At 67.5% G+C, this 12,629-nt stretch carries 12 protein-coding genes and 1 tRNA gene; 7 read left to right on the top strand and 6 right to left on the bottom strand.

Features of this window, described 5'->3' with window-relative positions; genetic code table 11:
* The first annotated feature begins 72 nt into the window (after positions 1 to 72).
* A complete protein-coding gene (locus DU484_RS16345; RefSeq protein WP_114586999.1) occupies positions 73 to 684 on the top strand; it encodes a DNA-3-methyladenine glycosylase family protein in 612 nt (203 codons plus the stop codon).
* On the opposite strand, the gene DU484_RS16340 is transcribed toward DU484_RS16345, so the two are convergent.
* Entirely contained in the window at positions 681 to 1,736 is a 1,056-nt protein-coding gene (locus DU484_RS16340) for a CNNM domain-containing protein (RefSeq protein ID WP_114606461.1), read from the bottom strand. The genes DU484_RS16345 and DU484_RS16340 overlap by 4 nt on opposite strands.
* 38 nt (positions 1,737 to 1,774) lie before the next feature.
* A complete protein-coding gene (locus tag DU484_RS16335; protein ID WP_114586998.1) occupies positions 1,775 to 3,127 on the bottom strand; it encodes a putative ATP-dependent zinc protease in 1,353 nt (450 codons plus the stop codon).
* A 129-nt stretch (positions 3,128 to 3,256) separates the two neighbouring features.
* On the opposite strand from DU484_RS16335, the gene gpmI reads away from it, so the two are divergent.
* Positions 3,257 to 4,771, top strand: a complete 1,515-nt coding sequence (gene gpmI / locus DU484_RS16330) for a 2,3-bisphosphoglycerate-independent phosphoglycerate mutase (protein WP_114606460.1) — start codon at positions 3,257 to 3,259, stop codon at positions 4,769 to 4,771.
* A gap of 82 nt (positions 4,772 to 4,853) precedes the next feature.
* Positions 4,854 to 5,099, top strand: a complete 246-nt coding sequence (locus DU484_RS16325) for a DUF7861 family protein (RefSeq protein ID WP_114586996.1) — start codon at positions 4,854 to 4,856, stop codon at positions 5,097 to 5,099.
* A gap of 17 nt (positions 5,100 to 5,116) precedes the next feature.
* Here DU484_RS16325 and DU484_RS16320 read toward each other — a convergent pair whose 3' ends face one another.
* Positions 5,117 to 5,488, bottom strand: a complete 372-nt coding sequence (locus tag DU484_RS16320) for a DoxX family protein (RefSeq protein WP_114587307.1) — start codon at positions 5,486 to 5,488, stop codon at positions 5,117 to 5,119.
* 127 nt (positions 5,489 to 5,615) lie between these two features.
* Positions 5,616 to 6,245, bottom strand: coding sequence for a VTT domain-containing protein (locus DU484_RS16315; RefSeq protein ID WP_114606459.1), 630 nt, complete (start codon positions 6,243 to 6,245; stop codon positions 5,616 to 5,618).
* 73 nt (positions 6,246 to 6,318) lie between these two features.
* Between DU484_RS16315 and DU484_RS16310 the strand changes: the two genes are divergently transcribed.
* Positions 6,319 to 6,726: a DUF5830 family protein gene (locus tag DU484_RS16310; protein WP_114586994.1), complete on the top strand. Its 408-nt coding sequence runs from the start codon at positions 6,319 to 6,321 to the stop codon at positions 6,724 to 6,726.
* Here DU484_RS16310 and DU484_RS16305 read toward each other — a convergent pair.
* On the bottom strand, positions 6,723 to 7,745 hold the full coding sequence (locus DU484_RS16305) for a DUF7115 domain-containing protein (protein WP_114606458.1): 1,023 nt from the start codon (positions 7,743 to 7,745) through the stop codon (positions 6,723 to 6,725). The genes DU484_RS16310 and DU484_RS16305 overlap by 4 nt on opposite strands.
* A gap of 104 nt (positions 7,746 to 7,849) precedes the next feature.
* Between DU484_RS16305 and DU484_RS19645 the strand changes: the two genes are divergently transcribed.
* Together DU484_RS19645 and DU484_RS20520 are read left to right on the top strand one after the other, a co-directional pair.
* Positions 7,850 to 8,008: transfer RNA gene (locus DU484_RS19645), tRNA-Met, on the top strand.
* 157 nt (positions 8,009 to 8,165) lie between these two features.
* Positions 8,166 to 8,294 carry a hypothetical protein gene (locus DU484_RS20520; protein WP_262342805.1) on the top strand — a complete coding sequence of 43 codons (129 nt, stop codon included), beginning with the start codon at positions 8,166 to 8,168 and terminating at the stop codon, positions 8,292 to 8,294.
* Positions 8,295 to 8,300: 6 nt separating this feature from the next.
* Here the strand turns inward: DU484_RS20520 and DU484_RS16300 are convergent, their stop codons facing one another.
* Positions 8,301 to 9,155: a hypothetical protein gene (locus DU484_RS16300; RefSeq protein WP_114606457.1), complete on the bottom strand. Its 855-nt coding sequence runs from the start codon at positions 9,153 to 9,155 to the stop codon at positions 8,301 to 8,303.
* A gap of 244 nt (positions 9,156 to 9,399) precedes the next feature.
* On the opposite strand from DU484_RS16300, the gene csg reads away from it, so the two are divergent.
* Entirely contained in the window at positions 9,400 to 12,414 is a 3,015-nt protein-coding gene (gene csg, locus DU484_RS16295) for an HVO_2072 family ArtA-dependent S-layer glycoprotein (RefSeq protein ID WP_114606456.1), read from the top strand.
* Positions 12,415 to 12,629 lie beyond the last annotated feature (215 nt).

Here is a 12,629-nt window from a genome sequence, read left to right as displayed (position 1 = left end):
CCTTATGAGGGGGTGGAAGAGCACCCGCGTTCCCGGCCGATCCCTTATGCCCGTAGGCCGCTCACGGCCGACATGAACGACGCCGACGCCATCGCCGCGCTGCGGGCCGACCCCGACCTCCGGCCGCTGATCGAGCGCCACGGTCCCCTCGCCATCGAGCCCGCGGACGACTTCTTCGCCCGCTTCGTCGTCTCGGTTCTCCGCCAGCAGGTGTCGATGGCGTCCGCCGCAGCGACCCGTGAGCGACTCTTCGAAGCCGTCGACGTGACGCCTGCCGGCGTCTTGGCCGCGGACGACGCCACCCTCCGCGACGCGGGGCTCTCCCGGCAGAAGACGCGGTACGTCAACAACGTCGCCGAGGCCTTCCGTGACCGCGGCTACACGGTCGACTCGTTCGCGGGGGTGGACGACGACGCCGTGATCGACGAACTCACCTCGATCACCGGGGTCGGGGACTGGACCGCGCGGATGCAACTCCTGTTCTCGCTCGGCCGCCCCGACGTGTTCCCGGTCGGCGACCTCGGGATTCGGAAGGGGATGCGGGCGCTGTACGGCGACATCGACCGGGAGGCGATGGTCGACCGCGCGGAGCAGTGGGCGCCGTACCGGAGTTACGCCAGCCTCTACCTGTGGCGGATCGAGGAGGACGTCGCCGACTCGGTCGACGAGGTGCGGGAGCGTTAGCCGTACGCCCGGTCCAGCGGATCCTCTAGCTCGCCCATCACGGCCTCCAGCGCGTCCGTCGCGGTCAGGAGGCCGACGACGTCGCCGTCCTCGAGCACCAGCGCGAGCTCCTGATCCTGGGCCTGGAACTGGTCGAAGGCGTCGCTGACGTTCGTCTCCGCCGCGAGCGTCATCGGCGCCGCCGCGATGTCCTCGAAGCTCCGCTCGCCCCGCTCCAGCGCCTCCAGATGCGTCAGCACCGACGGCGTGTAGACGACGCCCCGGAAGTCCCCGAGGTCCTCGCCGACGAGCGGGAAGCGGGTGTGCGGGGTCGCCCGCATCGTCGCCAGATTCTCCTCGACCGACGCCCCGACCGACAGCGCCACGATGTCGTCGGGGTCGGTCACGAGCTCCGCGACCGCCATCTCGCCGACGGCGAGGGCGTTGAGCACCTCCTCCTGGCGCTCCTCGGGTACGTCCCCCTCGTCGAGCAGGGAGTCGAGGCGGTTCCGGAGGTCCGCGCGCGACTCGATGACCTGCTCTTCGGTCTCCAGCCACGCGCCGGTCATCTCGATGCCGAACAGTTTCAGCGTCGCCTTCGCGACGGTGTCGCCGACGTGCATGATCGGCGAGATGAGCCACGCGAACCAGTAGAGCGGGCGCGCGCCGTACCGACAGACGAACTTCGAGCGCTCGACGCCGAGATACGTCGGTGTCTGCTCGCCGTGGGTGAGATGCAGGAGGTTGATGATCGCGTACGCGATGAGGGCGCCAGCGCCGACCGACGCCAGCGCACTCCCGGCGAAGTAGGGCTCGAACAGCGCCGCGAGCGCCGGCTCGGCGACGATACCGACCGCGATGCTGGAGGCGGTGATGCCGACCTGACAGCTCGTGAGGTAGATTTCGAGATCCTGTGTCATCTCCCACGCCCGTTCGAGCGCGGGCGTGTCGAACTCGGATTCGGGGTACTGGCGGACGCGCGTCAGCGCGAACTCGATGGCGACGAAGAAGCCGTTCGCGAGGATGAGAAGGACGCCGGCCACCAGTCGGAGACCGATTTCCAGCGGGGTCATCGCCCTCGATTTCAGGAACGAGCCGGAAAAGGTTACTCCTACTCCTCCAGCAGTTCGCCGCTACTCCGCTCGTCGTCGTCGGCGCGTCGCCGCACGTCGACCCGGTAGTGTTCGAGCACGTCCCGCCCGAGCAACAGGGGGTAGTCCATGTGGCCGCGGTCCTCGACGCTCGCGGTGACGGTGTGTTGGGTGCCGCCGATGCCGATGACCAAGTCGACGACCGGTCGCGCCTTCCCCGACTTGACGCTCCCCGACTTCACGCGCGTCATGCTCTTGATCGGCCCGGCGCCGATGTCGGCGGCGAGTCCCGTGTCGATGCTCGTCCGCGTCGCGCCCGTGTCGGATTTGGCCTTCACCTGTTTCGATCCGCTCGTCCCGCTGACGATGACGTCCTCGATGTAGCCGATGACCGGGAGATCCTCCTGTTCGGGCGGCGTGATGCGGGGCTTACACGAGGGGGTCGAGTCGTCGAGCGTGGCCGAGAGCTGTTCCACCCGTTCCTCGTCGACGCTCCCGCCGGCGCGCTCGATGGCGAGTTTCGCCACGTGGGGGGCGGGGCTGGTGCCCGTGGCCTCGTACAGCCCTTTGAACCCCGCCGTCGGGTTGACTTCGAGGACGAACCAGCCGTCCTCGCCCTCGATGAGGTCGACGCCGGCGTAGTCGAGATTCATCACGTCCGCGGTGTACAGCGCCATCTCTGCTGCCACGTCGGGGAGGTCGTCGGTGGCGTCGGCCACGTCGCCGCCGAGGGCGACGTTGGTCCGCCAGTCGCCCTCCGGGGCGTAGCGGTACATCGCGCCCACGATTTCGTCGTCGACGACGTACACCCGGAGGTCGCGGTGTTCGTTCTCGTCGCGTTCGACGAGGTCCTGTAGGAACGCCTGTCGGTTGCCGACCCGCGGGTTGACCGGTTCGGTGAGGTCGACCTTCCACGTCCCGCCGCCGTGCGTGCCGATGGCCGTCTTGTAGACGCCCACGTCGCCGAACCGTCCCCGGCCGCTGTTGAGTCGCTCGTTCGACAGTCCGAGGAAAGCGTCGGGCACGCTGATGTTCCAGTCCGCGAGCGTCGCCGCCGTCGCGAACTTGTGGATCGCCGTCAACACCGGGTCCGGTTCGTTCAGCATCGGGCGGATACGGTTGAACGTCGTCGCCAGTCCCAGCAGTTCCGCGGGATCGCCCGTCGTCGACAGTAGGAGGCGGTTGGCGACCACGTCCACGTCCGGATCGACGGTCACCTCGCTGTCCTCGATGCTGACCGTCGTGTTCTCGCGCCGGAGCCACACCGGTTCGTGGCCGAGGTCCTCGACCGCGTTCAAGATCGCCTTCGTCTCCTTGCTGTTGTGTAGGGAGAGCACCCCGACACGAACGGGTCCCTGCTCGTCGGTGGACATGGATGCGTGTTCCGAAGCGACCTTCAAAGGCGTGCCGATGGCGCCGGCAGGGCGGGGGGACCGTCTCGCACGGACACCCCTCCAGACGCGATGCAACAGGTAGTTAACGCCCGATGGCCTCGCTCGGATATGGACGCCGCGCTGGTCATCCTCGATGGATGGGGACTCGACGGCCCCGGCCGCAACGCCGTCTCGGCCGCCGACACCCCGACGTTCGACCGCTTTCTCGCCACCGGCGCCTCGGGGACACTCGACGCCTCCGGTCGACGCGTCGGCCTCCCCGACGGACAGATGGGCAACAGCGAGGTCGGCCACCTCAACATCGGTGCCGGTCGGGTGGTCGCTCAACCCTTAGCGCGGATCGACGATTCGGTCGCCGACGGCTCGTTTTTCGAGAACGACGCCCTCCGCGGCGCCGTGTCCCACGTCAGCGACACCGGCGGCCGTCTGCACATCATGGGCCTCGCCAGCGCCGGCGGCGTCCACTCCCACCAGCGCCACCTCCACGCCCTGATCGACCTCGCCGACCGCCACGACGTTCCGGCGGTCACGCACGCCTTTACCGACGGCCGTGACACGCCGCCGACCGACGGCGCGGACGCCCTCTCCGAACTGGAGGCCGTCGCCGCCGACCGCGGCACCGGCGGCGTCGCCACCGTAACCGGCCGTTACTACGCGATGGACCGCGACGAGAACTGGGAGCGGACGAGGCGCGCGTACGACGCCATCGTGAACCGCGAGGCCGATCACGCGGCCGCGTCGGCCGTCGAGGCCCTCGACGCCGCCTACGACCGCGGCGAGACCGACGAGTTCGTCGAGCCGACGCTGATCGAGGGTGGCCCCACCCTCGAAGACGGCGACGCCGTCGTCTTCGCCAACTTCCGTGCCGACCGCGCCCGCCAGCTCGTCCGGATGCTGGCCGACGTCGACCCCGTGTGGTCGTTCGAGACCGATCCGCCGGATATCCACCTCGTCACGATGACCGAGTACGACGAGCGGTTCGCGTTCCCCGTCGCCTTCCCGCCGCTCGACCTCCCCGACACCCTCGGCGGGACGCTCGCCCGTGCGGGCAAGACCCAGCTCCGTATCGCGGAATCGGAGAAGTACGCCCACGTCACCTACTTCCTCAACGGCGGCCGCGAAGTCGAGTTCGAGGGGGAGATGCGTCGGATCGTCGAGAGCCCCGACGTCCCAACCTACGACCGCACGCCCGAGATGAGCGCGGTCGCGGTGACCGACGCCGCCATCGACCACATCGAGCGCGAGGACCCCGACGTACTCGTCTTGAACTACGCCAATCCGGACATGGTGGGCCACACCGGTGACTTCGAGGCGGCCGTCGCCGCCGTCGAGGCCGTCGACGCACAGCTCGCCCGCCTCGTCGACGCGGTTCACGCCGCCGGCGGGCACGTCCTCGTCACCGCCGACCACGGCAACGCCGACGACATGGGGACGCCCGACGACCCCCACACCGCCCACACGCCCAACCCGGTTCCGGTCGTCTACCTCGCGCCCGGTGCGGACCCGTCGGGCGGCCGGCGGATCCGGTTCGGCGGGTCGCTGTGTGACGTGGCGCCGACGCTTCTCGAACTCGTCGGCGTCGAGACGCCGGCGGCGATGACCGGCGAGTCGCTGCTGGAGTAGTCGTCGGGCCACCCCGCGGACGCGACACGTCGATCCACCCGCCGGGCTTTAGCGTCGAGCCGGCGTAGCGTGGCGTGTCGAGATGCACCACGACCGAATCCACGCGCGCCGACCGACCCACGACCTCGACCGGTGGTCGACGGGGACCATCGAATCGATCACGGACCGTGACGGTCACTGCGTCGTCACCGTCGCGGCGGCGGACGACACCGTGGTCGAACTCGTGGTCACGTTTGCGATCCGTGACCTCGTCCTGTCGCGACTGGACATCGCCGACGGGGCGTCGCCCGTCGGCGAGCAGGTCTGGTATCGACGGCGCGGCGGGTGACCTCCCGTTCCGTCCGTTCAGCGTCGGTCCGGTTCGGGCAACGGCCGCGTATACCAGGCCGCCCAGAGGATCAGCACGGCCTGCAGCGGCAGCCGTCCCCAGCGAACGAGGGCGGACGGATCGCCGCCGCCCGGCAGTCCCTCGACGACGACGCCGTGGGTCGCCATGTAGACGTTCGCCGGAAAGACGGCGACGAGTACGGCGACCGTCGCCCACGCCGCCAGCCGTCGCGTTCGAGGGAGCAGTACCCCGATGCCGACGGCGATTTCGGCGAGGCCGGAGAGATACACGAGTGCGAGCCGCGCCGGGAATATCGGTGGGACGATCTGGACGTACAGGTCCGGCACGACGAAGTGCAACGCTCCGGCGACGGCGTACATCGGCCCCATCAGATAGAGCAACGGGCGTTTGGCCCGCCGCAGAATCCCGGTCACTGGCCGTCGGTATCGCCCCTGTAGTGAAGTAGCTTCGCCCTCGTCGACACCCCGGATCGAACCGACGCCGCTCTCGACGAACTCACCGACTGGCGTAGAGCCGGTACGCCGGTCTGGCGAAAGCCAGCCCGGCGAGTATCGCGGCCCCGACGACAATCCGCGGGTCCATCGCGGCCGAGAGCGACGCCGTCGAGAGCCTCGCGAACGAGTCGCCGGCGACGACGCCCGCGGCGACCCACGGCACCTCGCCGACGGCGGTTCCCAGCGCGAACGCCCGGAGCGGGACGCCCGCGACGCCCGCGCCCGCCGACACCACGTCGGAGGGGAGCGGCAGGAGACGACTGCCGACGACGCTCCGCACGTCGCCCGTCTCGGCGACGAGTCGCTCCCCCGCCGCGGCGACGGAGCCGTCGCCGGCGCTCAGGCCGGCCACCCAGTACGGGGGGAGACTCGTCACGACGACCAGCGCGAGCGCGAGCGGGAACCCCCCGAGGCCTAGCCCGTAGCCCGCGGCGACGGCGAGCAGCGTCGTCGGCCACGCGAACAGCGGGCGGACGACGGCGACGGCGACGAGCGCGAGGGTCAGACGGAGCGGATCGGCGGCGACCCACGCCAGCCGGCCGAGGACCGCCGCCGGCGAGGTGAGGGCCGCGAGGGCGGCGACGAGGGCGATCAGACCCACGCCGGCGCCGAGGCGAACGCGTCGGTCCATGTCCGTCGCTCGTCGCCACGTGGCAAACGAGTTGCGCTTCGGCGGACGCCCCCGACGCCCGAACGGGACGTTGATGAGCGCCGGTCCCGAACGGCCGGCCGTGACGGACGACACGCACGAGCGAGCGAGCGCGCGGGTCGAACTCGCACTCGACCTGCTCGCGGCCCTCGAACGCGACGACCTGCCGCTGTCGGCCGTGGTCGACCGGATCGAGACGGTGACGACCGATCCGACGCTCGTCCGAACGGTCCTCGACGAGGCCGAACTTCGGGGGATCATCGAGCGCGACGCGGATCGGGTCCGGATGCGTCGCGACGGCGGCTTCGTCCGCTTCGAGCGACAGGTCGTCGAACGGGAGGGCGACTTCGACTGTCGACGCTGTGGCGCGTCGCTCTCGACCGGTCACTTCGTCCAGTTCGAATCCGGCGAACTCGGCCCGTTCGGCTCCTCCTGCGTCAGAAAAGTGCTCGGCCGGGATTAGCGGCCCTGCCGGAGTTCCTCGATCAGCTGCTGGATGGTCCGCTCCTGGCGGTCGAGGCGCTCGTTCTGCTTCTCGACGACCTTTCGCAGCTCGGCCAGTTCCTCGGCGACGGCGTCGTCGGCGACGCCCGCCGACCGGAACCCGGAGTCGCCGAAGCCGTCGTCGTCGCGGTCCGTCGTCTCCGTGGCCTGTCCCGGCTCCGGCGTTCGAACCGTCTCCGTCGCTCCACGGTCCTCACTCCCGCTCTCTGCTCCGTCCTCCGCCGTCACGTCGCCGTCGACGCCGCTCGTATCCAGGGGACCGGGACCGTCGCCGAACGATACCGTCCCCTCCGTGTCGGCGTCGGCGTCCGTGTCCGCCTCGTCGTCGCGTTCCGCTTCCTCCGCTACCTTCGCCCGGAGTTCGTCGACGTCGTCGACGCCGTGGTAGGCACACACCGCCGAGACGAGCCCCTCGCGGACCGCCCGCGCCTGATCGTTCGGCGTCTTGAACCGCTCCTGTCGGCCGCCGACGGTGAGGACAACCGACGTGGCGACGCTCCCCTCCTCGAAGTCGAGGTCGGTCACGTCCTCGAAGGCGTACTCCTCGTACTCCTCGTCCCACACTGCGGCGCCGATGTGACGGATCAGCCGCGCGCTCGTGATGACGATGGTCAGTTCGCTGAACCGGTAGGTCTGCTTGACCGTCTCGCCGGTGTCCGTGATCCCGCGGGCGTTGAACACGCCGGCGAGCACCGGGTGGAGCACCTGATCGAGCTGTTTCGTCGGCACCGAGAACGTCCGCTCGCCGTCGAGCCCGTAATCGAGCGTGATCTTGGCCTTGCGTCGGCCCTCGGAGACGCCGACGTGTTCCGCGTCGTGGGGGTACTCCTCGACCGCTTCGTCCGAGAGGAGTCCCTCGGCCCGGTAGACGAGCGTCCGCGTCGACGTCACGAGGAGCAGGTCGTCACCGCCGAGCCCCACGCGTGCCGCCACGGATTCGCCGTCGAGCGTGGACTGGACGAGCTCCGGCAGACTCATGCGGGGATGGTCCCCGTCGCGAATCATAATACTGCCGGCTGTGCGTCGACGGGGTGGACGGATATGGGAAGCTTCAAGGGCGGCATTTGCCTACGACTTACTGCGCCCGGGTGGCTTAGCTGGACATAGCGCCGCACTCATAGGGTATTCGAGATTCGGTGCGGATACACCTCGGCCTTGGAAGCCTCCGTCTCCCTCGAGGCCCGCCGAGCCTCGTAACCTGGGACATGCGGAGATCGTGGGTTCGGAGCCCACCCCGGGCATTCTCTCGCTGTCACGTTCGCCGAGAGCCCCGGCTCCGGCATTCGATCCCGTAGTATCGGGGAAATATGATTTTCCACCACGATACTGATGAATTATGATTGTTTGAAGCGTCAAACACTATATTCTGGAAGTCTAAGCGTGAATTGCCACACAAGTATGCAACCAAAATTCACAGCCCGAACGGTCTTCCATGCGCTCTCGCCCGTCGGCTGCGCCGTCGAGGCGCTGTCGATCGCGCTGTTGTTCGTCGCGATGCTCGGCTGTGCGGTGGCGGCGCTCCCCTGAGCGGGCTCACTTCGTCCAGATGGCCTTCACGTCGCCGTCGGGGAGCGAAGACTCCCACGTTATTGTGATATCGCGCGCCTGTGTTCCCGCGGGCACGGAGTAAACCAAGTCGCCGCGCGTGACGGTTCGGCCGGCGAGTTCGCCGCCCTCGTACGGATCGTCCGTGACCTCCTGATGCTGGGGTCGGGGCTCGCCGTCGACGGTCAACACGAACTCGTCGGCGGCGGGCGTGGTCTGGGGCTCTTCCAATCGATTTCGCACGTCGACTCGCATGATCGCCCACGTCTCGCCGTCGGGCGCCGTCGTCGGCGTCAGCGTCTCGTTGGCCGTCGTGTCCGTCTCGTTGCTCGGCGCTGGGTACTCGGATTCGAACGAGCCACCGAGGACGTTGAGGTAGAGTCCCGTCGGCGCGGCGTAGTAGAGTCCGAAATCCAGCCGTTTCGGGGCGATCTCCATCGACCACGTCTCGTCGAACGCCGCGAGTCGGAAGTGAAGCGTCGCCAGATACCGCGGTGCGAATCGGGGGCTGTGCCACTCCCCCGTCTCGCCCGCTTCGAGGGGCATCTCGATGTTGGCCGCCGTCTCCCACTCCCCGTCGTCGACGCGTCGTTCGAGCGTCGAGGTGAACGTTCCCGCACCGGTCCCCGTGTTCTGGACGGCGACGGCGATGGCGGTGGGGACGTTCAACGCCCGTGCCTCGGGAATTTCGGCGCCGCGGAGTTCGAAGTTCGGCGTCCCGGTGCCCGTCGATGTTGCCGTCGGCGTCGCGGTTCCGTCCGACCCGTCTCCATCGTCGTTACCGCTGGAGCAGCCGGCGAGGGCGGCGATTCCGGCCGAAGCGAGGAAGGCGCGGCGTCGCATGCCCGTCCCTCCGCGCGGGCGACGTAAATGGCGTCCGGTTTCCGGCAACCGCGGCCGGCCTCGCTTCTCGGGGTTGTCTGACACACACACGACAATACCACAAAACATATACCATACTTGGGTAAAGAAATGCCCGTACCCCTACCAGTGGTGGCGCTGTCCCTTCGGGACGGCGGAGCCACAAATCGGCAGGAAAGAGGAAGGACCTCTGGAATGTCACTGCGGTCCAACAACAACGTAAAAAATGACAGACTATAATCAGAAGGTCCGCGCAGTCATCCTGGCCGCGCTCATGGTGTTCAGCGTCTTCGCTGGCACCGTGGCGCTGTCAGGCTCGGCTGCTGCGGCAAATGTTGGTACGCAACCGTCGGATGCGGGTACGCCTCCGACGAACGTTGCGAACACGACAGTAACGCATAGTGTGGTATTCAACGTGACCGAAGACCCGAACTTCGGCAATTCTAGTGAGGAGATCATCCTCACGCTAAACGACGGTGCCGTTACCGGTTCCGCTTCGATTACGGACGTTAGTGATGTTTCCATCATTAACAATTCCCGAGAAGAGGTCCCGGTATCCACTCAGCAAGCTAGCGCGCCGCAGATTGTCTACGACTCCACAACTACCAGTGGCACTGGTAATGAGTACCGAGTTGAAGCTCAAGTGGAGATAGACTACTCTGATATCACTACCAGCGGTGACGTGGACGTGGATCTGAGGAGCACCAGTGGTGGTGACACCACCCTTGACACCGTCACCGTCAGCACCGACGAGACCCGCGCGGGTCCGAACGGTGAGGTCGGTGAGTTCAACACCCAGGACGGTACGGGTACCATCTACAGTGGTGCGACCGTCTTCCAGGGTGAATCCGACGTCTTCCTCGCCGGCGCCATCTCCGGCGGCGTCGAGAAGACGGCCGGTGACGCCGAGGGCGTCCCCCTCGAAACGCCGAACGTCCCCCAGGACCAGCCGACTGGTTCCTACACGACGTCCGGTAACGCCGGCAGTCCGGGCGTGACCGTCCAGACGCCGCGTGTGACCACGCTGGACGTCCTCAACAGCAACCTCGAGGACATCGCGGGCGGATCCGTCGCTGAGGGCACGAGCCCGACCAGCGGCGAGGACGGCACGAACGCCGGTAACCTGACCGTCGTCGGTGCCTGGAACTACCAGGACGCCGAGAACCTCGAACTGACCGTCGAGGACGACTCCGGTCTCGACGTGACCGGTGACGTCATCGACGACAACGTGCAGCAATCCAACGACGCCGTGCGCACCGGTAGCGAGACGGGCCAGAGCTTCACGAACCCTGAAGGCGCCAGCCGCGGTGGCGACGCAGCGGTCAACGAAGTCCTCTACCCGATCGACCTCGCGAACACGGGTACGGGCACGTACACGATCACCCTGGCCGGGACCGACGACCTCGGCTTCGGTCAGGCCAGCCAGTCCACGACCATCACCGTCACCGGTGATGACGACGCGAACATCGAACTCGACTCGGACAACGTCGTCCGCGGTGAGGACGTCCGCTTCGAGATTGGCGGTTCGGACGCTGGTGACACGCACGTGGTCATCATCGAGGCTGACGACTTCCGTGACGGCGTCTCCCCCGAGAACGCCGCGCGGATCTTCCGGCAGGTCGGCGACACCAGCGAAGTCGGTGTCGTGACCGACTCGCCCGGCGATGCCGCCAAGTACAACCGGTCGACGGTTGACGACACTGGCATCAACGGCGACATGCAGTACGCCTACGCCAACATCACGATCGACGACGACACGGGTGTCGGCGTCGGTCAGATCGAGACGCAGTACCTCGACGAGACGGACGTCGAGATGACGCTCTACAACGGGACGACTGAAGTGCCGTTCGAGCTCGGTAGCACGACCGACACCGAAGGCGAGGACGACGAGCAGACGCTGGAAGTCGAGGAAGGCGACCTCTCGATCGAATCGCCCGGTAACGCGTACGTCGTCGGCAGCGAAGTCGAGGTCAACGGCACGGCCTCGGAAGGCATCGACGACGTTGCCTTCTTCGCCCGCCGTAACGACGACTACGAGATCGTCGAAATCGACGGCTCCAACACGATCACCGTCGACGCCGACGGCACGTTCGAAGAGGAAGACGTCGTCCTCAGCGAAGGGGAAGGCACCGGGAACGACATCCTGTCGCTCCCCGGCACCTACCGCTTCGGTGTGGTTGACGTCGGCGGCCTCTCGGGCTCGCCCGACACCAACGACGACTACGACCTGTCGCCCTCGGAGTTCAACACGAACACGAGCACCCAGCAGTCGCTGCGGGTGACCGACACGGAACTGTCGGCGACGGTCAAGACCGTCGGCGGTCAGGTCTCGACCACCGACTCGACCGTGAACATCTCGGGTAGTGCGTTCGGCGCCTCGAACGTCGACGTCCTGTTCGTCGGCGACCGTGGTGGCACGCACACCGCGGACATCTCGGTCGACGACGACAACACGTTCGACGAGGACGACGTGTCCATCAGCGGTCTCGAGGATGGCCAGCGCGTCAGCGTCCACATCCTGATCCCCGGTCGTGACGGCGAATACGGCACGACCGGCGAGTCCGACATCGACGGCTACCTCGATACGAAGAACTTCGGCAGCTCGACGGGTGCGCAGATCCGCGCGAACGTCGTTGCCGACACGATCGAGGAGACTGGAAGTGACGACCGCATGGTCACGGCGAACTTCCGCTACGCCGACGCGCAGACGCAGATTCAGACGGTCTACCCCGAAGGCATGGAAGCCTCCGGTGTCAACCCGGTTGGTGTCGACGACACGATGGTCGTTGAAGGTGCGACCAACCTGCGTCCGGACGACAACTCGATCACCGTCGAACTGCTGACGAGCGAGGGTGACTCGGTCGCCCTCGCGACCACCGACGAGTGGTCCTACGACGGCACGTGGTCGACGAGCCTCGAGCTGGAAGACGTCCAGACGGGCACGTACGACCTCGAAGCCGACGACGGTGAGAACACGGACCTCGTTCAGGTAGAGATCGTCCAGAGCGTCCAGACGGCAACGCCGGAACCGACGGAGACGCCGGAACCGACGCCGACTGACACGCCGGAACCGACGCCGGAACCGACGCCGGAACCGACGCCGGAACCGACGCCGGAACCGACGGACACGGCAACGGCCACGCCGACGCCCACTGAGGGTGGCGGTCCTGGCTTCGGTGCCCTCGTCGCCGTCATCGCGCTCATCGCGGCTGCGCTGCTGGCCGTCCGGCGCGACAACTAAACGACTGAATCACGACTGACCGCCGGAAGCGGTCACCCGATGCGGATTCTTTTATCGGCGCTGACCCGGTAGCGACAGGTACGATGTCTCTTCGCTCGCAACGATAACTGCAGTCGCGGCGGCGACGTACGTCGAGGAGCACGGGTTCACGACGTTCGACGCCCTCTATCTCGTCGAATCCGGTGGCGACACCATCGTCTCCAGCGACGAGACGG

Source organism: Haloplanus rubicundus, from assembly GCF_003342675.1.
GTDB classification, from domain to species: Archaea; Halobacteriota; Halobacteria; order Halobacteriales; family Haloferacaceae; genus Haloplanus; species Haloplanus rubicundus.
This window is presented reverse-complemented; position numbering and strand designations above follow the sequence as displayed.